Below are 22982 nucleotides of genomic sequence, written 5' to 3'. Positions count from 1 at the left end.
TTAGAGTCCCTCGTTCGGGAGGGGCGCGCCGACAGCGCGGAGGGCGGCGATGTTCTCGGGCGTGCGCTCGTAGGTCTTAGGCCAGAAGGTGACGGGCATCATGGCGAGGTCATCGCGGGGGATGCCGTAGGCGAAGAGGTAGGCCTCGATGGCGTCGCCGTATTCTGCATCGTTGACGCGGTAGGCATCGGTGAAGAAGATGCCGGTCGGGTCGTCGTTGCTGCCTTTGACGAAGTGGACGCCGTTCCCGCCTTCCTTGAACGGGTTCAGAATCTTGAAATCAGGCTTCGCGTAGTAGGCGATTCCTGCACGGACGATGCGCGTGAAGCCCGGATGCTCGACGGGCCGCGCCGCGCGTGCGAAGCCCAGGTCGGGGTCGGACTCCAGCAGATGGGAGAGCACGGAGCCGACGGCGTCGTCCTTGTGCTTGGGGACGGTCCCGAGGAGGTCGTCGAGATGCGATTTGGTTTTCTTGACAAGTTCCATCATGGTTTTCCTCTCTGCCGGTGCCGTATGGGTACCGGTGGTTCATTTGAGGGTCTTTGCTGATGATGCTTCTAGCTGCGGCGAAACGTTGCGGTGCCGAAGGTGCCAAAGAACAGGAAAGAGTTTCTGGGCCTATGGCACCTTTGGCACCATCGAGAGACTTTGCAGGTGAGGGGGGCGACCGAGGTGCCGCAACGGCATGTTGCGGCACCTCTATCGGCCCTAATCCGTCTCCCGGTACACCCAACAGCGCTGCTTTCCGTACGGGGGACAGAGGCGCTTGTTGCCCGGGGCCCATCCCGGGCACTGCGACGACAGGATGCGGCTGACCATTTTGCAGTTGGCCTTGGTCTTCTCGAGGTGGAGGGCCTTGTCGAGAATCTCGAACGTGCACATGGGACGGTCGGTGTTGCCGGGGAGATACGCGAGGACCTTCTGCACGCAGGGGTCCTCCTCGACGAAGCGTCCGCGCTGTGCGGCCGCCTCGGTCTCCATCTCAGGTGTTAGGACGGTCGAAAAGCGGACATCGCCCGTCCTCATCCACGTGCGGGCCTCTGCCCATGCCTGGCGGATTGCGGCCGGGAAGTCCTCATCGAAGACGGACTTCTCAGTGCGCTCGATGCCGCAGAGCAACGGGAGGAAGCGCCTTGCGCCGCTTGAGCGTTCGCGTATAAAGTCTGCCTCGTTCGTGGTACCGACGAAGACCACGCGCCGGGGAAACGCCTCCGTCCTGCGGCAATAGGCCCCTCGGAACTCATCGACCTGACGGGTGACCCCAGCCTTCACGCTCTCGATAGAGCGCTCGGACATCCCGTTGAGCTCGGGGACCTCGACGATCCATTTGCCCCGGTTCTGCTCGCCCGTGAGCTTGACGTCGCCGAGGTTGATCACGGAGTCCGTGAAGTACTCGTCGCGGATGGCGAGGCCTCGGGCGAAGGACGACTTGCCGATACCCCCGGCGCCGCACAGGATGGGCATGTAATCGGCCTTGCAGCCCGGGCTGTAGGCGCGGGCGATGCCCTCGCAGAACAAGATGCGCTCGACCTCCGAGACGTATACGCTCCTCTCCGCACCAAGGTAGACATTGAGGAGCGTCCCTACGCGCGGGATGCCGTCCCAGGTGAGGGCGTCGAGCATGGCGACGAGCGGATCGTAGGCATTGTCCTCGGCGACGATGGTCAATGCGAGCAACATGAACTTCTCCTTCTGGAGGGAGATGGTCTGCTGGAGGAGGGCGAAGAGCCGTGCGTCGTCGCTGTCGCGCCACCGGCGTTCCCTCGCATCCGCGTCCCAGGGCAGAGGGCCGGTCTTGAAAAGCTCGTTTGCGAGCCGGTTGTAGCCGACGTTCAAGGGGAGGGACTTGAGCTCCTCGACGATCTCGTTGACCGTCGGCGGGGAGCGGCGCTCTGGAGGCTGCGGCCCAAGGACGTCGTCGTGCTTCTGCGCACCCATCAGGCCACCTCCTCGCGAGACTGGGGGCGTCGTGGGCCGTTGATGGGGCAGGCACTGCCGAAGACGAGCACTTCGAGCCGGCTAAGGCGAAGCTCCGTGTCGACCAGACGCTCGACCAGCTCTTCCTCTGTCAGGGGATGGTCGAGGCCGTGGTCGCGCAGGATGGTGCGGCGCCGGGCGGAATTCATCATGCTAAGATTCATCGATGGGGTCCTCCTTATGTGTGGACTCATGATTTTGGGCGACGGCCGAGCTTTGGTCGGGGAGGCCGTCGTCTATCCCGAGGTTTGCGATAAGTGCGTCTTCGAGTTCCACGGGGGAGCGCTCGGGCGCGAACGATTCGGCGAAGGCGGCAAGCGTCTCAAGCGACTCGACGAGCTCGTCGTCCATGTCTGCCGCGCGCCGGATACGCCGGAGTTCCGTTACGACGGGCCCCACGCGCTCCTTGACCGCCTTGCGCATGCGGGTGGTCGCGACCACGGTGAAAGTGCCCTCAAGCAAGCATTTCGTGATGTACTCCTGCTTTGACAGGCTACTCAGGGCGACGCGGAGGTCGAGCTGGTCCGCCTCTGCGGGCGACATGCGGAAGGCGATGGTCTTGCAGCGGCGGCGCCCCTTGGCGTCCATAATCGGCTTAGACATCCGACATCATCCCATCAAGGGCCTCCACTAGATCGTGCTGCGTCGAGGGGAAGAGATGCGAGTACATCTCCGTGACCTCGGCGGTCTCGTGGCCCATGCGATCGGCGATCGCCGTGGGCGAGTAGCCGCTGTTGACGAGGGCGCTCACGTGGGAGTGGCGGATGTCGTGGATACGGATGCGCTTCACGCCCGAGAGCTCGCAACCCCTCTTCATCTCATGCGACAACGCATGTTTTGTGATGGGGAAGAGTCGGTCGGTAGGAACGATTTCGGGATGTGCTGCCAGATAGTCGCGCAGTTCCTCGCGAAGGAGGCTCGGCATGACAATGTCGCGCTTCGAGGCTCGCGTCTTGGGTGGGCCGATAACGTCCTCGCCCTTGACGCGGGCATAGGAGCGGCGGATGCGGATGACGTTGAGCCCGAAGTCGATGTCCTCCGGACGAAGGGCAAGGAGCTCGCCCTCGCGGCAACCCGACAGATAGAGCGTCAGGAAAGCGAGGTAGATGAGGGGCTTATCCTCGATGGCCTGGGAGAAGAGCTTGAACTCGGTAGGGGTCCAGTAGAGCATCTCCTTCTCGGGACGCTTGGAGCCGACCTTTCCCGCCGCCAGCATGGGGTTCTGGGGCAAGCGGTAGAAGCGGACGGCGTGGTTGAAAATGGCTGAGAACTGGTTGCAGATGGTGTGGAGATAGCTCTGCGACAGGCCCTGCTCAAGGAGCCAATTCTCCCAACGCACAACGTCTGCGGCCTTGACGTCGCAAAGGCGCATCTTACCGAAGACCGGGAGGATGTACTTGTCGATGATGGCATCCTTGGTGAGCTTGGTTCCAACGCGCAGCCGAGGGTAGACGTCGCGGGTGTACATGGTCTTGACGAAGGCCTCGACGGTGATCTTGACGCGCTCGTTGCAGGACGCGAGGAAGTTGCGCTCCCAAGCGACGGCCTCCTTCTTGGAAGCGAATCCGCGCTTCGTCTTTTTGTGGCGCTCGCCTAAAGAGTTGCGGTACCAAGCCTCGACCGTCCAGGTCCCGCGCTTCTTGTCTCGGTTAACTGACATGGGCCATCGCCGCCCTCTGCTTGGAAGGGGCGGAGAGAAGCCGTGCCTCGAAGTACGAGCGCTGAACCTTCCCGGGGATGGTCATGATTCCCTGAGCTGCAAGTTCTGCATTCAAGGTCTTAATCAGCTTGAACGCATAAGACTTGCTCATGCCCGTGATCTCGGCAACCTCCTCCGCGCCGATAAGCTGACGTGTCATATGTAGTCTCCTTTCCAGAGCGGGGCACCGATTGCCCCTCGTCTTGATTATGTCCAAAAAACGTATGACCTACTACGGAAAGTGTAATTTTGCAGATTAAGTCACATCTCCTACATTTTTTGTATGCATGAGATTTCGCATGTAGACTTGAGAACAGTATTTCTTCGGAGGTGTATCTGGATGACTGCCGTCGATCGCATCGGTGCTGCCAAAGAGACCCTGACGTCATTTGTGGCCGATAGGGAGTGGGAACAAACGAGCAAGCGCTGGGGAAGGCTACGGCTGTCCGAGAAACTGCTCCGCCTCCGTTCGGCGCGAAAATGGACACGAAAGGTCGCCGCTCAGGCGGCAGGCATTTCGGAGTCGGCCTTGAGGAACTACGAGCTCATGAAGTCTGCCCCGAAGGAAGAGCATTTGGAGGGGCTTGCGAACGCCTATGGCATACGGGCTGAGGCGCTCCATTTTTATGATTTCAACGATACTGACCTGATTGCTCAGGCTTTTTTCCAATTTGCCGCGACATATGGGTTCGAGCCTGTTGCAAACGAGCGCTATTCAGCGCTCAAGCCGACTTCGCCTTTCATGGAGTCTTTTCTAAAGAAGTGGGCAGCTCAGTATGCTCAAATTGAGAGCGACTCCGATCGAGACGACTATGAAAGATGGAAGGACAACTTCTCAGCCGACTTTGATCCGTCCCAGTTCCCCCTCCGATACGAATATGATCCACGAGATTCTTGGGTGCCGATTACGCCTTGGCAAAATAGGATGCAGTCCAAGAAGCTGCCCGAGCTAAGGGCGCGGTGTACCCCTGCAAAGACCCAGCTGGATTTGGCCCGAGAGGCTGATCTCTCCCTCGCAACGCTACGTTCGTATGAACAGGGGGCTAGGGTGCCGAAATATGCGGCGCTTCAAAAACTGTCCAGCGCTCTTGAGGTGAAGAGGGGAGCGCTTGTATTTACCGATTTCGGTAGTCCTGTTCAAGCTGCTCATGCGCTATTTCAGCTCTCGGCTTCATATGGATTGATTCCGCTTCAACTGGAAGAGGGGCCGGCGCTTCTAGCGAGAGCGCCTGTTCCCGACTCTTTTCTTTTTGAATGGGCGAAGAGGTACGAAACGCGCGTGAAGCAGGCCGATGAATACGACGAGTGGCTTGATCAGTTCGACTATTTCGAGCACGATAAGTCCGATGGCTATGTCGAGAAGTTCCGGCAGCATGAGATACGCCAACCGAACGGTTCATCGCTTATTGACGGCTATGTCTATAGCGATTTCTGTCCCTTTGACGAGCGATTTAAGAAGGGGTATGCCCTACCCTAATTGTGGTCAGATTAGCCGGCGTGAGGACCAAATGAGTATCAAACGGCGATGGGAGAATGCCTGATAGAACGGACTGAGGTAAAACGAGCGCCTCATTTACCTGCGGCACCCGTTATCGAGTGGGAGTGATTTTCGGGGTCTGACGCTTCTCAACACCATCTTCCAAAAACTGACATTTCCGCAGGTCAAGAAAGGGTTTCGTTCGATTCGGACGGAACCCTTTCTCACAGAGGAAATAGACGAACGATCTCCAGTTAAAAGCCAGTCTTGGTAGCTTCTCCGATTTTACCAAAGCAGCCTATGGCTACTCGATGAGTGGTGCGCAAACGCGAAGCAGCCTGGTGCCGATATCGTCCCGCGAGTCGGTCGACGACTATGCGTCGTGGGCGAGCTCCTCGAGACGTCCAAGCGCGATTTCCAGCCAGTCGAGCTCTCGCTCGCAAGGTCCCATCGACCAATGCGTAATGTACCGGCACTGCGAGAAGACCGCGTTGCCGAGCGTCTGTACATTGTCGATGCGCGCAAGCTCGCGCCTGAGGCCCTGTGCATCATGCAAGGCGAGCCCGTAAAGCTCCTCATACGAGTGACCGCAATCCATCTCGAAGCCAAACTCCTGGAAGCGCGCCGCCCAGTCGTCGCGCTCGAGTGCGGCGGCACCACGTTCCTCGATCGCAAGCCTCAGCTTGCGAGCGTACTTTGCAACGTTATGAGGTTCCATCGCGGCGACTCCTTGATTCGAATAAGATGGGCTTGTGGTATCGAGGGCACGTAGCGCATCGCCCTCCTGCTCCTGCGGGGCATGCGCTACGGTCAGTTCAGGACGTGACCGAACGCCGCTACTGTTTCGTCAGATGCCCGGTCGGGCACCTCCTTGCCCATTGCCTGCTCGATGACGTCGAGGAGCCTCTTCGCGCGATCTAGGAAGAACGCGTCGAAGTCATCGGCGGCGAGGGCGTCGTAGTCGATGAGGTGCGACTCAACACGCCTACGGAGCTCATCACCGTCGATCTGCTCATCCTTCATGATCTTCGGCAGGTACTTCGAAGGGGCAACACCCCCGATCTCCCGGTTAGTGCGCGCGATGAGCGGGGTCTTGTTCACGATGGAGTTCCACTTCGTCCGTTCGAGCCCCGTCCTCTCACAGTACGCACGCGGGAAGATGTGGTGGATGTCCGGCGGGGTCTCCATCGACTTCACCATGGTCATTGGTGCGCCGTTGACGAAATCGAGGCAGTTCTCGCGGAACACGAGGGCCATGACCCCCTTATAGGCGGCGCTGTTTCTGGTCTGAAGGCCCAGCAGGCGCGTGGACTGGAAGTAGGCGGCGTTCACGGTGCGCATCTGCGAGTCGGCGCCCTCTATCGCCGCAACCAGGTCCTCGATGTCGTTGGCGTAACGCGTCTCGTTGGCGCCACCGTACATCTCCCCGAAGATCCCGCACCACAGCCACCGGCGGAGGATTGCCTTCACGGGCTGCCGGTCGAACGCCTTGCGCCCGATGTAGGCGCAGGTGGCCGCGAGAGGGATGAGCTGCGTCGTATAGGGAAGGTCGCGCATGCGGAAGACGCACTCGCCGATGAGCAAATCGCGCGCCATGTCGAACCCGTCCAACAGCGCGTCCAGGTTGGCGACGTAGTCCTCGTAGCGCAGCGCCAGAACGTCCTTCTTCTTGCAGCTGGTGCTGCCCTTGGTGCCGGCGCGCTTCGCGCGATACGTCGTGTAGAGCGTCATGGAGGTCAGAAACGTGGTCTCGTCGACGCCCTGCATGAGATCCGTTCTGATGTCCTTGCTTTCGGCGCAAATACGCGGGCGCACGACCTTGTTCCAATTCCCACGTAGGTCGAAGTCATAAGTGGCGAAGGCAGCCGTCACGAGTTCGAACACGGTAAGAGAGACACCTCCCGTGTTCACGTTCTCGAAGACCTTGCAGACCGCCTCACGGGGCGTCGTCTTGTCCAAGGTGATGACCGGAATCTTGTAGTCCTCCATCGTCCTGAGGACATTCTCTTTGAAAACCTTCCAAAGGGCGTACTCTTCGGACTTGAGACCATAGTGTTCAATGAACCCTGTAAACCAGTCGTCACGCCCCTGGGAGTCGAAAACGAGATTGGCGGGAAACATGAGCTCCTCGATTTCGCGCTCGCGGCTCGTGAGGTCGAGGACGATCTTGCGGCCGATGTCCTCGGTGACGACGCGCTTGTCCGATATGGAGGCAATCGCATCCTCGCGGTCTTCCTCCGGATCGAGGCACCTGCGCATGTTGAGGTAGTAGAAGCGGCTGAGCTTCTGGCCGCGCTCGTTCGAGGTGCTGACGGGGTCTTTCCCGAAAAGCGAGCAGTAGAGCGAGGTGAGACGCTGCTGGCCGTCGAGAACGAGGTAGTTGGGCTCGCGGGAGATGCCGTGCGTTCCCTCGAAGGCGCGGTACTTCAGCCTCACCTCGCTGCCGCCGCACTCGAGCCTCATGAGGGCTCCCATCGGATACCCCTGCGTCAAGCTCGCGATGATGTTCCTGATGCGCCCGTCATCCCACGTCCAGCCACGCTGGAACTCCGGGAGCTGATGCGTCCCCTTGCCAACCCCTTCGAGAAGCTCGCCGAGCGAGGTGTCATATGATTTGGGCGCCGCTATAGCCATATAGGCTCCTTCGAGGTAAATGGGAGTGATACCGGTGTATTACAATTGCCTGTAAACTCTTATTTTACAATGCGTAGCCTATATTGAGAACACGACGAGAAGAGCGGTGCAGCTACGAGGTGCCACATCCCACCACCACCCGCTGCCAATCCAAGGTCGCCCGCAGCCCACCCGCCTCCGCTCTGTTGCGCGCACGGCTCGGAAACCGCCCCGCCCTGCGCGGAGAGCGTCACTCACGGCCATGCCCGCCGCTCCGGCTGTGTATTGCTCCGCGGCTCGGGCCAGCCAGCTCCGCCTGCGTGTTGCTCCCGGCTCAGGTCAGCCGGCTGCGCCGTCTGCCCTTCGCGGCGGTTCGTGGATCCCCAGGGCGCAGACGATGTCGCCGTTGGAAAGGCCGTCCGCCTTGCGGCGGATCGCCTCGTCAGACATCTCCTGCGTCAGCTTCGGACGCCTTGCCATGCGTATCACCCCCGTGAAACTCGTCAGTTCTCTCACGGTGGATTCTCGCGGCACGTCACAAAGGCATGGAAAAGGCGGAGCCGTGTCCCGTCGTTTCCGTCGGGGCGTGCTCCGCCTTCCCCCATATTCTATCGCCTAGCGACGCTCCCGCTTCCTAACGCGCCAACTGGCTAAACAGAGACGATGTTATCCCTGCTGCGTTCTTTGCCATCTTCCCCGATCCAGCGCGTCTTGACCATGAATTTGCTGGTAGAGCCGTCGGCAAAGAAGATGGTTTCATCGAAGCTCTCGCCAGGTTCGAGCCGCTCGTAAGGCTCTTTATCCTGTATGAAAGCATAGGGTCCGGCATTCTCGTCATACTCACAGGTAACATTGGTTACGGTGGTGCCACCCGTGTTCGAAACTCGTATGCGGTGCCCTTTTAATCCAATGAGGACGTAGCGGGCTTCCACCTTGGAGGATGATCTTCTCTCTGCGGCTTCTTCCTCTCTCTGAAGCTGCAACTCATGAAGTTTGAGCTGCAGATTCTCAAGCTGCTCGCCTCGCTTCTTGTCACGCAGGCTCAGCCTGTAGTTCAAAACGAAAGAAACGACGGCGAGGATAAGGCTGAGCGCCGATATGACGATGGGGGCAAAGGTGATTAATTGCGAATCTCCAGTCATTTGACCTTCCAGCCCTTTCGCTTCAGTGCCTTCTTCAAATCCTTCGAAAGCGCCGAAATGATGTCGTCGCCCATATCCTGGATTGTCGCGTCGATTGATGCCGAGTTCGCTTCAGTAAGCTGATCTCTGGAGATTGCCGCTCCACAATGTGCGCAGATGAAACGTCGCTCATCAGCCGAGTCCTGATCTTGGCCAGATACCTCGGAGAACTCAGTGCAGCCGCACGTGGGACATGAAAGTGGCACCTGCACAGATAAGTCGTCCATGAATCGCCTCAATACAGTTCAGTTGGCCGGTATTCCAATATGTGCAATTTTACCGCTGACAAGGCGAGAGATTGGAGGCGAGCATGGCCGACACGCAAGAGCTCAACCCTGCCGCTCCCGCCGCCCCTTCAGCCCGTACTTCCTGCACAGGCGAGAGTTGCGCTGCCGCATCATGTCCCGCTTGCGCCGTACCTCGTCGAGCTCGGCGGACTCCTCCGCGTGCGTCCGCTCGCGCTCGAGCTGCTCGTTGAAGGTGCGCTCCTGCTCCAGGTGGTAGCGCTCGGTGCCTCTGGGCGGGTCTACGAACAGCAGGTTGACGATAAAAAATAGGGCAGAATCGCGCTCGCAATCCCGCCCATGAAACCCATGGGTTTTGACATCTGAGGCTATTCTAGCAAACCCAGCGATTCCGATAATGTACGTGTGAAGAGGGCCGCGGCTTCGACGGTCCCGATCGCACGTGCCGTAATGCGAGAGGCGAGCCGCTTCGTCGGCGAGCGCGGTCCGGCACCCTGCGCGACCCGCCGGGCGCGTCCGCGCCGCTCTGCTAGGAGAGCCGTTTCCTCGCGAGCTGCTTCAGGTAGGACTGCCTGAAGTCCCGGCGCGTTAGTCGGTAACGTTCCGGGCAAGAACGGAGTCTAGGATGTCGTGCAGCACGACCGCGACGAGGTAGAGGCCCTCGGAGAGGTCCTGGTCCCCGGATTCGTTGATATAGAGGTTCAAGCGGCCCGGCAAGATTAATCTCCAGAAAAAGGAAATGGCGAGGTACGTACCTCGCCAATCTGACACCTAGGGCTTCCGCCTTTCGGCAGGCTTATTTTGCCACCGTTTGGACCGGGCTTCAAGGTGGTCTGGTTCCGAGTGCTGCATTTTGCGGCTGACGGTGCCCGAACGCCTCGCCCGTTGGTCGGTGAGCTCCGCGGCGCTGGGCACCTTCTGGGCAATCGGAGGATGCATCGGACGAGATCGGCCGTTGAGGCCCCCGCTGCCTCCGGATGCGTTCCAGCTGGCGCAGGATTATTCCGCTGGTGGCAGATGGCTTGGAAGTGACGTCGGGAAACTGCCTCTCCGACGAGCTGTTTGCGCAGGTCATCTCAATTATTCCCGAAAGTTGCCGATTATTCTCACCAGCCCGCCCGGACCTTGCGCACTGGAGAAACCGGCTTGCCCGCGCTTCTTGCGCCGGCGATTATTCCTCACGGTCGTTTCCGCAGGTAGGATGGGCCGCCGGCGTGTACCGGCTGCCGTCACGGGCATGGGTGGCGCAACCCGTGTACCATCCCCAGAACCGGCTGGTGCACGGGTTTCGGGCGCTTTCCGGGCGCCGGGGGATAAGCGAAACTGCAGGTGAGAGCGCGAGTTGGTACAAGAAGCGGCACTCGATTTGATCATCGAGCGGGAATAACATCCGCACATCATTGTAAGGTTCATTTAGTAGCCTGATTTTTCATACGGTGGCTTCAGTTAGACAGGTTTTTCACCTGGTAAACCTGCAAGCCACTGGATTTCCTTTTGCCTCGCAACCCGAATAACGAGCATTTGACGAGCAAAATCGCAGGTCAATAATGATCGCTTTTGCTCACGTCCGTTCGAAAGCACAATAATGTGCTGAAATTCTGAATCGAACGTCGTGAGATAGAAAATGACGTCATGGGCGCAAGTTCCCGCCCAAAATTGCGCGATTTTGCGAAATAAGCGACATCAAGTGTGCGTCAAAGGGAAAACCGCAGGTCGCACAGCGAATAAATCAGACAATGAAAGGCCAGCGCATAACCGAAGGACGCAAGACGGCACATATAATATAGCAATATAGCCAAGAACAATATAAGAACGACCCTCACAAGGACTATGCCGATGGACAACGAAAGTTACGAAGAAATCGAAAGGGAGGCCGTACTGGGTTCCAAAAAAAGACGGGAGTTTTGGGACACTCTCTCAAGAGCACGCGGTTTTTCAAAAGAGGTTCGAGATACGGTCTTGCAAGCCCGTCCTCGAGTCAATCGGCTGTGCCGTTTCAGGACGTTTGAACCTGGTTCTCTTGAGCAATTGCGCACGAACACACTCTTGTTCTCTTCTCCCCCATATTATGACGATCCTCTCGACACATATTTTTATGTCGACAAAAAGGCTCTCCAAATCCAGTTCAATCTGATTATCGATGCATTCAGAGGACACCCCCTTAAAGAGATTATCGCTCTGCTTGGCCAATTCGGCATCCCTGACTTCAACAAACTGCGCGATATAATTGGAAGGGCTGAAATAGAAGAGCTCCCGTTTCAGTTCGATCAGCTGAACAGTCAAATCGACGATATTAGGCGAATAGTGCAAAACGTCGGATACTCCCTTTGCTTCTGCGATGACCCGCTTAACGAGGTGCTGTGGCTGAAATACGCAGATAACCATAAGGGCTTTGTACAGATATACGATGCGAACTGTTCCATAAGATTTCTATGCGGCCAAAAGAACAATTGTGGACTCTGCGCGAATGACGATTCCTCTTTGGCCCCTTTCCCTATTTACTACTCGAATGAGGGGTACGATGCAACACGATACGCACTTGTACTCCTTCTCCTTCGTGAGTTGCCAGCTAATGTGAAAGTATCCTGCCCAGAACTTATCAAATATCTTAAGGAATCAATTAGGTGGGAGTTCGAAAAGGTCACGCTTATCAAGCGTAAGCAGCACGAGTACGACTGCGAATGGAGACTTTTATGCAGAGGGTCTGCAGAGGGTAGACCATCGATTCAGATGGTTCCCTCGTCAGTCGTGTTAGGCCTCCACATGAAAGAAGCGGAAAAGCGAAGCGTTGTGGATGCAGCCAAGTCCGCCGGAATAAAAGAAATTTTGCAGACGCATATTGACGAGGGAACTGGCAAGCTTGCAATTCGCTCTTACCAATCAACAGAAGAATAAGTTAGCCGCTAATCGATTGGTACACCCCAAGGAAGACTGTCTTTCCCCTTCCCGTTTCTCTTGCTCTGCCATGTTGAAAAAAGATATCGATCGAATTCAAAGAATTCTGTTTCACTATATGGATGTTGCCTATCGTAACTGCCGATATTCGTTATGAAAGCGTTGTCAGTGGATCGCAACGCATAGTGTTGATACTTCAACGAAGGTAATAGTTGTTTGTATAGAGCATAGTTGAAGGAATCATCTATTTTCATATGTTTAACGAGCCGAGAGTACTCTCCATTAAGATCATAATCTACAAAAAGGGCGAGATTGATGGCACAAAGCGCAAATACGTCATCTGTTACACGACGAGAATAATAGGCAACTCCGTCAAAGCCGAGTTTTTTACACGCCATCATTATTGCCTGAGAGACGATATATTCAGACTTAAACGTCCTGTCAGCTTCATTAACCCTGTACGAAGTTGCTATCATGAGCATAAATAGCTTCAGCCAGCAATGAACGCGCTCCGCATCGAGATCGTTCAAACCACTGAAATCTCTCACGTTGATTGCTAAATTAAGTATTTTCTGTGTGCCATCTAGGACCACTGGCGAGACATTAAAATTGATTTCCGGCGGACGCCCCGTTTCTATCCAGCATCCATACGAGGAATTGGCGAGATAGTAACTCGGACTGCCGGGAATACTAAACCTGTAGCTTCCGGTCTTAGACCTTAGGCTTTTCGGCAAATGCAGCATATCTTTCGCCGTGTAAGCGCGAGAAGGGTTCCCAGTCCTCGACCGAAAGAATTGCAGCTCCCGAGTCCTGCACCCAGGAAAAGCCCAACTCTCATTCAACTTAGCAGCCGCAAAGGAATCGGAGCTGACATCCGACACCAAGTTTTTGATGATTGTATTGCATTTCACAACATCGGCTTTGTAGTAGCTACGAAGTGCCTCGATAATCTTTTTCCGATATCTCTTAATGATAGACAGGCTATCACCATCTGCTCCGGCCTTTTCGGCCTGATTGAGTATGATGTCGTAACGATCCTTAAGATCGGAAAGATAGCCGTTGTCACGTTCAACAACGAATGGAGTATAAAGCTCCCTGCAGATGAAGCCATTCATCAACCAAGATAGTCTCATATTCATATTATTGCTAATAGACCCATAATCAATCAGCACATTCTCCGAATTGAATATACAGGCTGCACTATTCAAAGAGTAAACGAGAAACACATTACGACACATACTATATAACCAAGAACAATATAAGAACAATCATTACAAGGACTATGTCGATGGACAGCATGCAAAGGAAGAAAAACGCGGCCGCGTTCGCCGCCGAATAGAGTGGGCGCGGATACGAGAAGGGCGACGCCCAGGTATTCTGGACGGAGCTCCTACAGCAGATCGTCTGCATGCAGAGCATCAGCCGGAACGTGAGGCTCGAGTACCGCACCGCCTCCGGCGGCTTCATCGACTGCCTCATCCCGGACGCAGGGGTCATCGTTGAACAGAAGGGGTTGGGCATAGACTTAGACAAACCCGAGGAGCGCCAGGGCCGCATGGTCACGCCCTTCGAGCAGGCCCTCACCTACGCGGAGAGCTTCCCGCGAAACCGCCAGCCGCGCTTCGTCGTGGTGTGCAACTTCTCCACCTTCCGCGTGCACGACCGCGACGCGTGCCCCCGCGCCGAGCTCGCGGGCAAGTACGTCGAGTTCACTTTGGAGGAGCTTGGGCGGAACCCGCACCTACTGGATTTCGTCACCGACCCCGCCAACAGCCGATCCGAACGCAAGAAGCAGGTCTCGATGGAGGCGGGCCGCCTCATCGGCGAGCTGCACGCCCTGCTCCAGGCGCAGTATATCGATCCGGAGTCCGAAGAGAGCCAGAAGGCCCTCAACATCCTATGCGTGCGCCTGGTGTTCTGCCTGTTCTGCGAGGATGCGGAGCTCTTCCCCAAAGACGCGCTCTTGAACTATCTGAGGAACGTCGAGCCAAAGAACATGCGCGTCGCGCTCAAAAGGCTCTTCAAGGCGCTCGACACTCCGATCGAAAAGCGCGCCCCCTACGACAAGTCGGTCAAGCCCTTCCCCTACGTCAACGGGGCTTTTCGCGGAGGAATCCGAGATCCCCAACTTCACCGACGAGATAAAGTTCAAGCTGCTGTTCGAGGTGTCCCAGCAGACCGACTGGTCACAAATCAGCCCCACCATCTTCGGCGGAATATTCGAGTCAACCCTGAACCCGGAGACCCGCCGCTCGGGCGGTATGCACTACACCAGGTGTCCGCGAGGCCCACGGCGGCGAGCACCTCATCTACGCGGCTCTCGGGAAGGCCCAGCAGCGTGGTGCGCACGCGCAGGTTCTCGCGCGCGGTGAGGTTGGGGTAGAGCGGCGCCTCCTCGATGAGGCTGCCGATTGCGTAGAGGTCCTCGCGGCGCCAGGCGTGCCCGGCAAAGAGGATCTCCCCGGCCGTCGGCCGCAGCATCCCGCAGATCATCTTGAGCGTTGTCGACTTGCCGGCGCCGTTGGGACCGAGCAGCCCGTACACCTCGCCCTCGCGGATATGAAGGCTCACGTCGGCCACGGCGTCCTGCGCCTGGTCGCCGCGGCCGAAGCGCTTGGTGAGCCCGCGCGTCTCGAGCATGTAACCCATGGGTTTATCCTTTCTCTTCCGGGCGCGCGGGCCGAGTCGCCGTGCCCGCGCGCCTTACCTTTCGGGTTCACCATCCATGGTGGGGCGCGTTTCTAACGAAGCTGTAACGGCCGTTGGGCTCTTTTGGCGCCAGCCCTTCTCGACCCGTACGCCACTCATGGTATGTTTATCGCGATAACAAGGACGGAGGTGCCCGTGGCACGCAATAAGTACCCGGAGGAGACGGTCGAGAAGATTCTCGACGTTGCCGAGCGGCTCCTCGTGGAGCGCGGCTACGAGCACACCACGATGATCTGAAGAGCAATACGCTAAACCGAAAAAGGTAATCGAAGCCGCGCCTGTGGACTTATCGAGGGTCGAGATTCCCGCCCCATCCATCGGCACCTAGCAGAAGGTCGTCGACATCCTCGACCGCTTCGGCACCCTAACGAAATCGCTCACCGACGGTATCCCTGCCGAGATCGAGGCACGCACTGCGCAGTACGGGTACTACCGCGACCGCCTGCTCGACTTCCCGCGCAAAGCGATCGGAACTGAATGGTCCGATGGAACCAGGGCTGCCGCTAAGGGCCTCCCAACGTTTGTTACGGTTGCGAACTCTTCGAGGGCCATATGGGCGGCGCGGCGGAAAATTGCCGGTCTGAACCGCGAGGCCCCATCTACATTCCCGCAGACTCTTTGCATAATCATAAAAGGAAGGGCACGGGCATCCGCGTTCGCGGAAACACGGCTCGAAGCGCGCATCAGCCTCTTCCGTGCGGCGTCGGCTTCTTACGTGAGCCGATTCCCGCTTCATCGTCTCCCGCTGATTCGCGAGCGCCTGCTGCGTCTTGGTGCTCCTCGCCGGCTGCTTAAGTGCTTTTGCCGCCTCGCGAGCGCGCCGCTTGGGGTTCTTCGCGGGCTTGCTCGCCTCAGTCGAATCGTGACCGAAGAACGAGAGCTTCGCCCATTTGCTGACAACGAATCGCAGGGTCTCCTCATCGGACGGCTCCGCGCCGAAGACGATGCGGGCGGCGCCGTACCTTCCGTCCTCGACATGCTCCGCCAGCCCGACCCAGAATTGGCCGTCGTGATATACGGTCAGGGTGGACGACACGTTGATCTGCATGGCTGGTTCCTCCTTTATGTAGATGACCACGCAGAGAAGGGGCAACCAAGGAGGTAGGTTACTGATGCGGACTCCCGCACGCCCACGACTACCCGACGGGGACTGTGTTTTCATCTCTGGTGCCCGCATTGTAGCACGCGCGGGTGCGCCCGGCATCGCTGCCGGCGTGGCGCGACTGGGAATCGCTCCTCGATGCATCCTTGTGCACCTTGCCTTCTCGGTTTCGAAACTTTAGAAATAATCGAGTTTCGAAACCGAGAAGGAGTGGATTATGGCTTGGGTAGACCGCAATATGTACCGACTCCACTGTGTTGGAGAGGCTGGCCGAGTACATGATGGGCAATTCCGGCAACCTCAACTCGCCCAACAACATCGCCAACGTCTTCGACGCCAACAGGGTTCCCACCAACCACGTCACCGTCGGGCGCTATATCTTCTACCTCCGCGACGCCTTCGTCTTCTATGAGGCAAAGCGCTACGACATCAAGGGAAAGAAGTACATTACAACCCGAAGAGGATTCCTCGCTGAACTCCCTTGAGCGTCGGGCGGCATTATTGAGTGTGGGCGTTATCGTAGGTACCTTTGATCTCCTCCGGCAAATTGTCGGGAATCAGCGCCTTCACCCTATCTTCGCTGCCATCTTGAATCGCCTGCTCGTAGTACCAGCATTTGAACTTCAACATGTCCAGCGCGCGGTTCATCTTCGCGATTTCCGACTCCATGTGGGTCTTCCGCTCCTCGAACATGGCCTTGCGCTTGGGATATGTCGATGGGCCTTCTGCGCACCATTCCATGAACAGCCGGATGTCCTTGATCTCCATTCCAGCCTTCTTTAAGCATTCGATGACCCGAAGCGCCTCGAGTTCCGTATCGCCGAATCGGCGAATGCCGGATGTCCGCTCCAATTCCGGAAACAATCCCTGCTTGTCGTAATAGCGCAGCGTGGAAACGGGCAGACCGAACATCTCCGCTACCTGTCCGATTGTGTACATGGTCCCTCCGGATAAATCTCGAGTTCATTCCTTGACTTAAAGTCAGGTTTAGGTATTACCTTCATTCTCGTCAATATAAATCGCGATTTCAAGGGGTATTCCGTAATGAGCAAAACGGTTTTGATAGTCTCTTCAAGTCCTCGAAAGAATGGCAATTCCGAGACGTTGGCGGATGCCTTCGCCAAAGGTGCGCAAGAAGCGGGCCACAGCGTGGAGACCGTGCACCTGCGCGAAAAGCAGCTCGGCTTCTGTAAGGGCTGCCTTGCCTGCTCAAAGCTGGGGTACTGCGTCATCCAGGACGATGCCATAGAAATCGCCGCCAAGATGCACGATGCGGATGTGTTGGTGTTTGCAACGCCCGTCTACTACTACAGCGTCTGCGGCCAGCTCAAGACCATGCTGGACCGCGCCAACCCACTCTTCGGTTCCGATTACGCATTTACCGAGGCGTATCTGTTGGCAACGGCGGCGGACGGTGGGCACTCGACCTTCGACGGCGCGAAGAAGGCGGTGCAGGGATGGGTCGACTGCTTCCCCCGTTGCACGCTTGCCGGAACGGTTTTCGCTGGCGGCGTGAACGACGTGGGCGAAATCGCCGGACATCCCGCCCTAGAGCAGGCGCGACGAATGGGCATGGAAATCTAGGCGCGGCTTAGCTGCGCGAAAGCAGCTTGTACTCAAAACCATCGACAGGAGGAAATCGATCATGGCAATTAAACAGACGGCAGGCAGAGATGCCCTGGGGGACTTTGCCCCTAAATTCGCTCAGCTCAATGACGATGTGCTGTTCGGCGAGGTGTGGAGCCGAGAAGACGGGCTTTCCCTTCGAGACCGCAGCGTGGTGACGGTGGTGGCCCTAATGGCGCAGGGGCTGACGGACTCTTCGTTCCAATATCATCTGATGTCCGCAAAGAACAACGGCGTGACCAGGGCTGAGATAGCGGAAATCCTTACGCACGCGGCGTTTTATGCGGGATGGCCCAAGGCATGGGCAGCCTTCCGCATGGCGAAGGAGGTCTGGGCGGATGACGATGCTGCCGACGCAAAAACCAAGCATCAAAACGAGATGGCCTTTCCCATCGGTGCCCCCAACGACGCATTTGAGAAGTACTTTATCGGGCAAAGCTACCTCGCACCCCTTTCCACCGAGCAGGTCGGCGTCTACAACGTGACGTTCGAGCCCGGTTGCCGCAACAACTGGCACACACATCACGCCAAAAGCGGTGGCGGACAGATCCTCGTCTGCGTGGCTGGTCGAGGGTTTTACCAGGAATGGGGTAAACCGGTACAGGAGCTGCACCCTGGCGATGTAGTAAATATTCCCGCGGGCGTAAAGCACTGGCACGGTGCGGCGCCCGACAGCTGGTTCTCCCATCTCGCGCTGGAGGTTCCGGGCGAGGAGACCTCCAACGAGTGGTTGGAGCCTGTGGGCGACAAGGAATACCTTAAAGCGACTGACAAGGAGGCTTAGGCATGGAGCAGTTGAAACTGACGCAGGAATGGGACAAGGTGTTCCCCAAAAGCGACAAGGTTGAGCACAGCAAGGCGACCTTCCACAACCGATACGGCATCACGCTGACTGCCGACGTGTACGTGCCTAAGAACGCGGAAGGCAAGCTGCCCGCCATCGCCGTCAGTGGCCCGTTTGGCGCTGTGAAGGAGCAGTCTTCCGGTCTGTACGCGCAGAAGATGGCGGAGCTGGGCTTTTTCGCGATTGCCTTTGACCCGTCCTATACCGGCGAGAGCGGCGGCACGCCCCGCTATGTAGCATCGCCGGACATCAACACCGAGGACTTCTGCGCAGCGGTGGATTTCCTTTCTGTGCAGGAAAGCGTTGATCCGGATCGTATCGGCATCATCGGTATCTGCGGTTGGGGCGGCATGGCAGTCAATGCGGCGGCCATCGACACCCGTATCAAAGCTACTGCGGCTATGACCATGTACGATATGACCCGCGTGACCGCAAACGGCTATTTTGACGCCGAGGATTCCGAGCAGGCGCGCTTTGAAAAGCGGAAAGCGTTGAACGCGCAGCGCACCGAGGACTATAAAAACGGCAGCTATGCGCTGGCGGGCGGCGTGGTTGATCCGCTACCGGAGGATGCGCCGCAGTTTGTAGCGGACTATTACGCCTACTACAAGACTCCGCGAGGCTACCATTCCCGCAGCCTGAACTCCAACGGTGGCTGGAATGTGACGTCCTCGCTGTCGTTCCTGAATATGCCGATTTTGCAATACAGCAGCGAAATTCGCTCTGCGGTGCTGCTGGTGCATGGCGAGAAGGCGCACTCCCGCTATTTCAGCGAAACTGCGTACAGCAAGCTTACGGGAGACAACAAGGAATTGCTCATTATCCCAGGTGCCAGCCACACCGACCTTTACGATCAGATGGACATCATTCCGTTTGGAAAGCTGAAGGCATTCTTTGAGGAATATCTGAAATAAGGCGTGCCTTGATTCAATGCCAAGCCTCCAGCAACGATTCTTCTAAAGAGTGGGAGTAGCTGAAACGAGGCGACTGAATAACTCCATACGTTTTGGTTAAAACAAAAAAATATGCCGCGCGCCTGCGGCATGAAGGAGGGAGATTTCTATGAATATCGTTGTATTGAGTGGTAGCCCGCGTAAGGGCGCCAATACCGACACCATGGTCGAGGCGTTTGCCGAGACCGCGCGTGAGGGCGGCAATACGGTCGAGGTCGTCCGCGTTGCCAGCAAGAAGATTGCTGGTTGTCTGGGATGCCAGTACTGCTTTACCCATGAGGGCATCTGTGTGCAGAAGGATGACATGGCCAACGTGATCGAGTCACTGAAAGACGCCGACATGGTTGTCTTCGCCTCGCCTATCTACTGGTTCGATATCACCGCGCAGGAGAAAGCCGCTATTGACCGCCTGTACGCCTTCGGTGCCACGGGCTTCCCGTTCACCAAGACGGCCCTTTTGCTCGATAGCCACAGCGAGGGCGTCTATGATGCGGCGATCGCTATGTACAAGTCAACCTGCGCGTACTGCAAGTGGGAGGACCAGGGCATTGTTACCATTAGCGGCATGACCGAGCGCGACAGCATGGCATCGTCGCCCAAGTTGGAAGAGGTGCGAGAGCTCGCTCGCAAACTCGCCTAGGGACAAGAAGAGCGCGTGGCAATCAGCACGAGTGGAAATGCTTGCTGTCCTTACCAAGAGGAATGCTGATTGCCATGCGCCGTTGCCCTTGCGGACAATCTTGGCGTGCTAGGAGGCCTTCTCGCTCAGGAACTCCCTGAATGCGGGGATGTCAAAGCCAACGAGACCACGCCCGCGCTCTCCGATGACGCCGTCCTCGAGGAGACGGCGTTTGTATTGGCTTGCATAGTTGCTGGCAACGCCCATACGCTTGGCTATCTCCGAGACCCTGCTGGGGCCAGAATCGGGCAGCATCGCGATCAAAAACTCAATGTCCTTATCGGAAAGCTCTCGATAGGTCGTTTCGAGAGAAGCCCGATGCCATGCTTCTCGAGTTGCCTGAAGATGCCATTCATGCACGTGCGCCAGTTGCCCTGGGCTTCTTGAACATATGTCCAATCGATGCCCACTGGACCAATTTGAACGCCGTTCATGCGCGCATGAGACTGTGAAAGGTAGCTATCTGCCGCTTCTTTGGTTCGCTCGATAATATCTTCGAGCATGCCTGGCATGGCGGAGCCATTTGCTGTACTCCATGGTGGCTCCTTTGCAAGTTTTGCTAATTTTTGCAACTTTTGCTAACTTTTGCGAGTTTTGCTAACGGCTTAGGACGGTGCGGGAAGCCCCCGTATCGTCGACATTTCCGAGGATGACCTCCGCAACGAGCGGGGCCCGGGGCGCGATATTGCTGCGCTCCGGGCCCCGCTGCTTTGTAAAACTATGGCGGTTCTGCCGTCGTCCTAATCAAACAAACTCGGCATGTCGTTTTCTTTCATGAGGGCACCGGCTGAGGGGAGGCTCTGCGCGGTGAACTTCTCGGCGGAGACGCCGGCGCCAAGGATCTCCTCGGTTGTGCCGACGGTGGTGACCGAGCGGCCCTTCTTAGCGGTAAAGGCCTGGACGCCCTGCGTGTTGGTGGTCGTCTTGGTCTTGAGCAGCGACGTGTTGAAGTTCATCAAACGATAGTCGCTCGAGACCAGCGCGATGTCGCGATCTTCCTTGAGCACCTGGGCATACAGCAGCTTGCTGCCACCGTAGATGGCGTTCTTAAGGCGTTTGCGGTTGGTCTTGGTGACGTATCCAGAAAGCGCGACGCGCACCACGCGGCCGTTCTCAAAGACGAACAGCACGTCGGCCTTGTAGTCCTCGGGGTCGATGACCCAGATGACACTCTCGTCGGGTTCCATCTCGAGGTCGGTGGGCAGGTACGAGCCCAGCTGGGCCGACTTGGTATCCTCAAACGTCGCGACCTTGCACTTGTATACCTGACTCTTGTTGGTAAAGACCAGCAGCTCGTGGGTGTTGGAGGACGGGAACTCGATAAAGGGCTTATCGCCGTCCTTGTACTTGAGCGTGGTCGCCTTCTTGAGCACGCGGTCCGTCATCTTCTTAAGGTAGCCATCGCGCGAGAGCATGATGGTCACCGGGTACTCCTCGACCTCGGGCTCCAGGCTTACCTCGACGACCTCATGGGGCTCGATCCTGCCCGTGCGGCGCGGCATCACATATTTCTTGTTGACTGCTGCCAGCTCATCGCTGATGACCTTCTTGATGTTGTCTTCGCTCGAGAGAATCTCCTCAAGCTCGGCAATCTCACCCTCGAGCTTGGCGATGTCCTTGGTGCGGTTGAGGATGTACTCCTCGTTGATGTTGCGGAGCTTAAGTTCGGCAACAAACTCGGCCTGGGTCTCGTCGATGTCGAAACCCTTCATAAGGTTGGGCACGACTTCGGCTTCGAGCTTGGTGCCGCGGATGATGGCGATGGCCTTGTCGATGTCGAGCAAGATCGCCTCGAGGCCGTGCAGCAGGTGCAGGCGCTCGGACTTTTTGCCCAGGTCATAGTTAATGCGGCGACGTGTGGACTCAATACGCCACTTGACCCACTCGTGCAGGATCTGGCGCACGCCCATAACACGGGGATAGCCATCGACGAGCACGTTGAAGTTGCACGAGAACGAATCCTGTAGCGTGGTCGAGCGATAGAGCTTGGCCATGAGCTTGTCGGGGTCGACGCCGCGCTTAAGGTCGATGGCGATGCGCAGACCCGAAAGGTCTGTCTCGTCGCGGATGTCGGCGATCTCCTTGACCTTGCCTTCCTTGGAGAGCTTGACGATGCGTTCGATGATGACATCGGTCTTGGTGGTGTAGGGGATCTCGTAGACCTCGATGATGCGCTCTTCGGGAATCCAACGCCAGCGGGAGCGGATCTGGAAGCTGCCCAGGCCGGTCTCAATAATCTTCTCCATCTCCTCGCGGCGGTAGATGATCTCGCCGCCGGTCGAGAAGTCGGGCATGGGCATGTACTCGAGCAGGTCGCAGTCGGGATCCTGCAGGTAGTGCATCGTGGCGGTGCAGACCTCGTTGAGGTTGAAGCCGCAGATGTCGGACGCCATGGCGACGCCGATGCCCTTGTTGGCCGAGACAAGGATGTTGGGGAACGTGGTGGGCAGCAGGCGCGGCTCCTTCATGGCACCGTCGTAGCTGTCGACGAAGTCGACCGGGTCCTTGTCGATGTCCTTGAAGATCTCGGCGCTGATGGGGGAGAGCTTGGCCTCGGTATAACGCGAGGCGGCGTAGCTCAGGTCGCCCGAATAGTACTTGCCAAAGTTGCCCTTCGACTCTACGAAGGGGGCAAGAAGCGCCTCGTTGCCGGTGGCCAGACGCACCATCGTCTCGTAGATCGCGGCGTCGCCGTGCGGGTTGAGCTTCATGGTCTGGCCCACGATGTTGGCGCTCTTCTGGCGCTCGCCCTTGAGCAGACCCATCTTGTACATGGTGTAGAGCAGCTTGCGGTGCGAGGGCTTAAAGCCGTCGATCTCGGGGAACGCACGCGAGACGTTGACGCTCATGGCGTAGGGCATGTAGTTGACCTCGAGCGTCTGCGTGATCGGCTGGTCGGTGACCTCGGAGTGCAGGCCGATGACGTTCTCGGCGTTGACCTGCTTTTTCTTTGGCTGGTTCTTCGTCTTCTTCTTTGCCACG

Annotated in this window: 26 protein-coding genes and 1 pseudogene; 9 read left to right on the top strand and 18 right to left on the bottom strand. The window is 57.5% G+C overall.

Translation table 11 applies throughout. The features are described 5' to 3' along the window. The 6 genes from ACESUZ_RS00810 to ACESUZ_RS00785 all read right to left on the bottom strand — a co-directional run bounded on the left by ACESUZ_RS00810 (position 1) and on the right by ACESUZ_RS00785 (position 3836). On the bottom strand, positions 1 to 486 hold the full coding sequence (locus ACESUZ_RS00810) for a hypothetical protein (RefSeq protein WP_373198004.1): 486 nt from the start codon (positions 484 to 486) through the stop codon (positions 1 to 3). Positions 487 to 708: 222 nt separating this feature from the next. Continuing rightward, a complete protein-coding gene (locus tag ACESUZ_RS00805; protein WP_271759197.1) occupies positions 709 to 1938 on the bottom strand; it encodes a VapE domain-containing protein in 1230 nt (409 codons plus the stop codon). Further along, complete coding sequence (locus ACESUZ_RS00800; protein WP_271759196.1) at positions 1938 to 2141, bottom strand: hypothetical protein; 204 nt, start codon at positions 2139 to 2141, stop codon at positions 1938 to 1940. The genes ACESUZ_RS00805 and ACESUZ_RS00800 overlap by 1 nt, the downstream gene beginning before the upstream one ends. Beyond that, positions 2131 to 2580, bottom strand: coding sequence for a plasmid mobilization protein (locus tag ACESUZ_RS00795; protein WP_271759195.1), 450 nt, complete (start codon positions 2578 to 2580; stop codon positions 2131 to 2133). Before ACESUZ_RS00795 ends, ACESUZ_RS00800 begins: the two co-directional genes overlap by 11 nt. Then, positions 2573 to 3637, bottom strand: coding sequence for a site-specific integrase (locus tag ACESUZ_RS00790; RefSeq protein ID WP_373198003.1), 1065 nt, complete (start codon positions 3635 to 3637; stop codon positions 2573 to 2575). The genes ACESUZ_RS00795 and ACESUZ_RS00790 overlap by 8 nt, the downstream gene beginning before the upstream one ends. Next, on the bottom strand, positions 3627 to 3836 hold the full coding sequence (locus ACESUZ_RS00785; RefSeq protein ID WP_271759193.1) for a hypothetical protein: 210 nt from the start codon (positions 3834 to 3836) through the stop codon (positions 3627 to 3629). Before ACESUZ_RS00785 ends, ACESUZ_RS00790 begins: the two co-directional genes overlap by 11 nt. Positions 3837 to 4016: 180 nt before the next feature. On the opposite strand from ACESUZ_RS00785, the gene ACESUZ_RS00780 reads away from it, so the two are divergent. Next, positions 4017 to 5153: a helix-turn-helix domain-containing protein gene (locus ACESUZ_RS00780; protein ID WP_271759192.1), complete on the top strand. Its 1137-nt coding sequence runs from the start codon at positions 4017 to 4019 to the stop codon at positions 5151 to 5153. A 373-nt stretch (positions 5154 to 5526) separates the two neighbouring features. Here the strand turns inward: ACESUZ_RS00780 and ACESUZ_RS00775 are convergent, their stop codons facing one another. The 5 genes from ACESUZ_RS00775 to ACESUZ_RS00755 all read right to left on the bottom strand — a co-directional run bounded on the left by ACESUZ_RS00775 (position 5527) and on the right by ACESUZ_RS00755 (position 9174). Further along, positions 5527 to 5871 carry a hypothetical protein gene (locus ACESUZ_RS00775; RefSeq protein ID WP_195235086.1) on the bottom strand — a complete coding sequence of 115 codons (345 nt, stop codon included), beginning with the start codon at positions 5869 to 5871 and terminating at the stop codon, positions 5527 to 5529. A gap of 92 nt (positions 5872 to 5963) precedes the next feature. Next, positions 5964 to 7787, bottom strand: coding sequence for a GmrSD restriction endonuclease domain-containing protein (locus ACESUZ_RS00770; RefSeq protein WP_373198002.1), 1824 nt, complete (start codon positions 7785 to 7787; stop codon positions 5964 to 5966). Positions 7788 to 8105: 318 nt separating this feature from the next. After that, on the bottom strand, positions 8106 to 8246 hold the full coding sequence (locus ACESUZ_RS00765; RefSeq protein WP_373198001.1) for a hypothetical protein: 141 nt from the start codon (positions 8244 to 8246) through the stop codon (positions 8106 to 8108). 170 nt (positions 8247 to 8416) lie between these two features. Beyond that, entirely contained in the window at positions 8417 to 8908 is a 492-nt protein-coding gene (locus ACESUZ_RS00760; RefSeq protein ID WP_373198000.1) for a hypothetical protein, read from the bottom strand. Then, positions 8905 to 9174: an ECs_2282 family putative zinc-binding protein gene (locus ACESUZ_RS00755; protein ID WP_195235082.1), complete on the bottom strand. Its 270-nt coding sequence runs from the start codon at positions 9172 to 9174 to the stop codon at positions 8905 to 8907. Before ACESUZ_RS00755 ends, ACESUZ_RS00760 begins: the two co-directional genes overlap by 4 nt. 1854 nt (positions 9175 to 11028) lie before the next feature. On the opposite strand from ACESUZ_RS00755, the gene ACESUZ_RS00750 reads away from it, so the two are divergent. Further along, entirely contained in the window at positions 11029 to 12087 is a 1059-nt protein-coding gene (locus tag ACESUZ_RS00750; protein WP_373197999.1) for a hypothetical protein, read from the top strand. An 8-nt stretch (positions 12088 to 12095) separates the two neighbouring features. Here the strand turns inward: ACESUZ_RS00750 and ACESUZ_RS00745 are convergent, their stop codons facing one another. After that, on the bottom strand, positions 12096 to 13202 hold the full coding sequence (locus ACESUZ_RS00745) for an RES domain-containing protein (RefSeq protein ID WP_195235080.1): 1107 nt from the start codon (positions 13200 to 13202) through the stop codon (positions 12096 to 12098). A gap of 284 nt (positions 13203 to 13486) precedes the next feature. Here ACESUZ_RS00745 and ACESUZ_RS00740 point away from each other — a divergent pair. Continuing rightward, a pseudogene (locus tag ACESUZ_RS00740) lies at positions 13487 to 14128 on the top strand (type IIL restriction-modification enzyme MmeI); the annotation flags it as partial. 152 nt (positions 14129 to 14280) lie between these two features. Here the strand turns inward: ACESUZ_RS00740 and ACESUZ_RS00735 are convergent. Continuing rightward, the gene (locus ACESUZ_RS00735; protein ID WP_373198143.1) at positions 14281 to 14727 is read right to left on the bottom strand and encodes an ATP-binding cassette domain-containing protein; all 447 of its coding nucleotides are present in this window, start codon (positions 14725 to 14727) and stop codon (positions 14281 to 14283) included. A gap of 204 nt (positions 14728 to 14931) precedes the next feature. Between ACESUZ_RS00735 and ACESUZ_RS00730 the strand changes: the two genes are divergently transcribed. Beyond that, on the top strand, positions 14932 to 15033 hold the full coding sequence (locus ACESUZ_RS00730) for a TetR/AcrR family transcriptional regulator (RefSeq protein ID WP_218565035.1): 102 nt from the start codon (positions 14932 to 14934) through the stop codon (positions 15031 to 15033). 127 nt (positions 15034 to 15160) lie between these two features. Here the strand turns inward: ACESUZ_RS00730 and ACESUZ_RS00725 are convergent, their stop codons facing one another. Beyond that, positions 15161 to 15844, bottom strand: a complete 684-nt coding sequence (locus tag ACESUZ_RS00725) for a YjdF family protein (RefSeq protein ID WP_373197998.1) — start codon at positions 15842 to 15844, stop codon at positions 15161 to 15163. 308 nt (positions 15845 to 16152) lie between these two features. Between ACESUZ_RS00725 and ACESUZ_RS00720 the strand changes: the two genes are divergently transcribed. Further along, on the top strand, positions 16153 to 16383 hold the full coding sequence (locus ACESUZ_RS00720; protein ID WP_373197997.1) for a hypothetical protein: 231 nt from the start codon (positions 16153 to 16155) through the stop codon (positions 16381 to 16383). Between the two features lie 13 nt (positions 16384 to 16396). Here ACESUZ_RS00720 and ACESUZ_RS00715 read toward each other — a convergent pair whose 3' ends face one another. Further along, positions 16397 to 16837, bottom strand: coding sequence for a MerR family transcriptional regulator (locus ACESUZ_RS00715; RefSeq protein ID WP_373197996.1), 441 nt, complete (start codon positions 16835 to 16837; stop codon positions 16397 to 16399). 105 nt (positions 16838 to 16942) lie between these two features. Here ACESUZ_RS00715 and ACESUZ_RS00710 point away from each other — a divergent pair, with 105 nt between their 5' ends. From ACESUZ_RS00710 to ACESUZ_RS00695, 4 genes are all read left to right on the top strand, one after another. Further along, positions 16943 to 17482, top strand: a complete 540-nt coding sequence (locus tag ACESUZ_RS00710) for a flavodoxin family protein (RefSeq protein ID WP_373197995.1) — start codon at positions 16943 to 16945, stop codon at positions 17480 to 17482. A 61-nt stretch (positions 17483 to 17543) separates the two neighbouring features. After that, entirely contained in the window at positions 17544 to 18308 is a 765-nt protein-coding gene (locus ACESUZ_RS00705) for a carboxymuconolactone decarboxylase family protein (protein WP_373197994.1), read from the top strand. 2 nt (positions 18309 to 18310) lie between these two features. Beyond that, the gene (locus tag ACESUZ_RS00700; protein ID WP_373197993.1) at positions 18311 to 19282 is read left to right on the top strand and encodes an alpha/beta hydrolase; all 972 of its coding nucleotides are present in this window, start codon (positions 18311 to 18313) and stop codon (positions 19280 to 19282) included. Positions 19283 to 19430: 148 nt separating this feature from the next. After that, positions 19431 to 19961, top strand: coding sequence for a flavodoxin family protein (locus ACESUZ_RS00695; protein ID WP_373197992.1), 531 nt, complete (start codon positions 19431 to 19433; stop codon positions 19959 to 19961). 108 nt (positions 19962 to 20069) lie between these two features. Here the strand turns inward: ACESUZ_RS00695 and ACESUZ_RS00690 are convergent, their stop codons facing one another. The 3 genes from ACESUZ_RS00690 to ACESUZ_RS00680 all read right to left on the bottom strand — a co-directional run bounded on the left by ACESUZ_RS00690 (position 20070) and on the right by ACESUZ_RS00680 (position 22981). Beyond that, positions 20070 to 20255, bottom strand: coding sequence for a DUF8462 domain-containing protein (locus ACESUZ_RS00690; RefSeq protein WP_373197991.1), 186 nt, complete (start codon positions 20253 to 20255; stop codon positions 20070 to 20072). 5 nt (positions 20256 to 20260) lie between these two features. After that, positions 20261 to 20503 carry a hypothetical protein gene (locus ACESUZ_RS00685; RefSeq protein WP_373197990.1) on the bottom strand — a complete coding sequence of 81 codons (243 nt, stop codon included), beginning with the start codon at positions 20501 to 20503 and terminating at the stop codon, positions 20261 to 20263. A 237-nt stretch (positions 20504 to 20740) separates the two neighbouring features. Then, the gene (locus tag ACESUZ_RS00680; RefSeq protein ID WP_373197989.1) at positions 20741 to 22981 is read right to left on the bottom strand and encodes a DNA gyrase subunit A; all 2241 of its coding nucleotides are present in this window, start codon (positions 22979 to 22981) and stop codon (positions 20741 to 20743) included. Between the last annotated feature and the right edge of the window lies 1 nt (position 22982).

It is taken from the genome of Collinsella aerofaciens ATCC 25986, from assembly GCF_964239575.1.
GTDB lineage: Bacteria > Actinomycetota > Coriobacteriia > Coriobacteriales > Coriobacteriaceae > Collinsella > Collinsella aerofaciens_BQ.
Note: the sequence above shows the minus strand (reverse complement) of the source record. Positions and strands in the feature narration are given on the sequence as shown.

Coding starts and splice junctions, on each gene's coding strand:
- ACESUZ_RS00810 (WP_373198004.1), bottom strand. CDS start 486: ATGGAACTTGTCAAGAAAACCAAATCGCATCTCGACGACCTCCTCGGG.
- ACESUZ_RS00805 (WP_271759197.1), bottom strand. CDS start 1,938: ATGGGTGCGCAGAAGCACGACGACGTCCTTGGGCCGCAGCCTCCAGAG.
- ACESUZ_RS00800 (WP_271759196.1), bottom strand. CDS start 2,141: ATGAATCTTAGCATGATGAATTCCGCCCGGCGCCGCACCATCCTGCGC.
- ACESUZ_RS00795 (WP_271759195.1), bottom strand. CDS start 2,580: ATGTCTAAGCCGATTATGGACGCCAAGGGGCGCCGCCGCTGCAAGACC.
- ACESUZ_RS00790 (WP_373198003.1), bottom strand. CDS start 3,637: ATGTCAGTTAACCGAGACAAGAAGCGCGGGACCTGGACGGTCGAGGCT.
- ACESUZ_RS00785 (WP_271759193.1), bottom strand. CDS start 3,836: ATGACACGTCAGCTTATCGGCGCGGAGGAGGTTGCCGAGATCACGGGC.
- ACESUZ_RS00780 (WP_271759192.1), top strand. CDS start 4,017: ATGACTGCCGTCGATCGCATCGGTGCTGCCAAAGAGACCCTGACGTCA.
- ACESUZ_RS00775 (WP_195235086.1), bottom strand. CDS start 5,871: ATGGAACCTCATAACGTTGCAAAGTACGCTCGCAAGCTGAGGCTTGCG.
- ACESUZ_RS00770 (WP_373198002.1), bottom strand. CDS start 7,787: ATGGCTATAGCGGCGCCCAAATCATATGACACCTCGCTCGGCGAGCTT.
- ACESUZ_RS00765 (WP_373198001.1), bottom strand. CDS start 8,246: ATGGCAAGGCGTCCGAAGCTGACGCAGGAGATGTCTGACGAGGCGATC.
- ACESUZ_RS00760 (WP_373198000.1), bottom strand. CDS start 8,908: ATGACTGGAGATTCGCAATTAATCACCTTTGCCCCCATCGTCATATCG.
- ACESUZ_RS00755 (WP_195235082.1), bottom strand. CDS start 9,174: ATGGACGACTTATCTGTGCAGGTGCCACTTTCATGTCCCACGTGCGGC.
- ACESUZ_RS00750 (WP_373197999.1), top strand. CDS start 11,029: ATGGACAACGAAAGTTACGAAGAAATCGAAAGGGAGGCCGTACTGGGT.
- ACESUZ_RS00745 (WP_195235080.1), bottom strand. CDS start 13,202: ATGAATGGCTTCATCTGCAGGGAGCTTTATACTCCATTCGTTGTTGAA.
- ACESUZ_RS00735 (WP_373198143.1), bottom strand. CDS start 14,727: ATGCTCGAGACGCGCGGGCTCACCAAGCGCTTCGGCCGCGGCGACCAG.
- ACESUZ_RS00725 (WP_373197998.1), bottom strand. CDS start 15,844: ATGCAGATCAACGTGTCGTCCACCCTGACCGTATATCACGACGGCCAA.
- ACESUZ_RS00715 (WP_373197996.1), bottom strand. CDS start 16,837: ATGTACACAATCGGACAGGTAGCGGAGATGTTCGGTCTGCCCGTTTCC.
- ACESUZ_RS00710 (WP_373197995.1), top strand. CDS start 16,943: ATGAGCAAAACGGTTTTGATAGTCTCTTCAAGTCCTCGAAAGAATGGC.
- ACESUZ_RS00705 (WP_373197994.1), top strand. CDS start 17,544: ATGGCAATTAAACAGACGGCAGGCAGAGATGCCCTGGGGGACTTTGCC.
- ACESUZ_RS00700 (WP_373197993.1), top strand. CDS start 18,311: ATGGAGCAGTTGAAACTGACGCAGGAATGGGACAAGGTGTTCCCCAAA.
- ACESUZ_RS00695 (WP_373197992.1), top strand. CDS start 19,431: ATGAATATCGTTGTATTGAGTGGTAGCCCGCGTAAGGGCGCCAATACC.
- ACESUZ_RS00690 (WP_373197991.1), bottom strand. CDS start 20,255: ATGCTGCCCGATTCTGGCCCCAGCAGGGTCTCGGAGATAGCCAAGCGT.
- ACESUZ_RS00685 (WP_373197990.1), bottom strand. CDS start 20,503: ATGCTCGAAGATATTATCGAGCGAACCAAAGAAGCGGCAGATAGCTAC.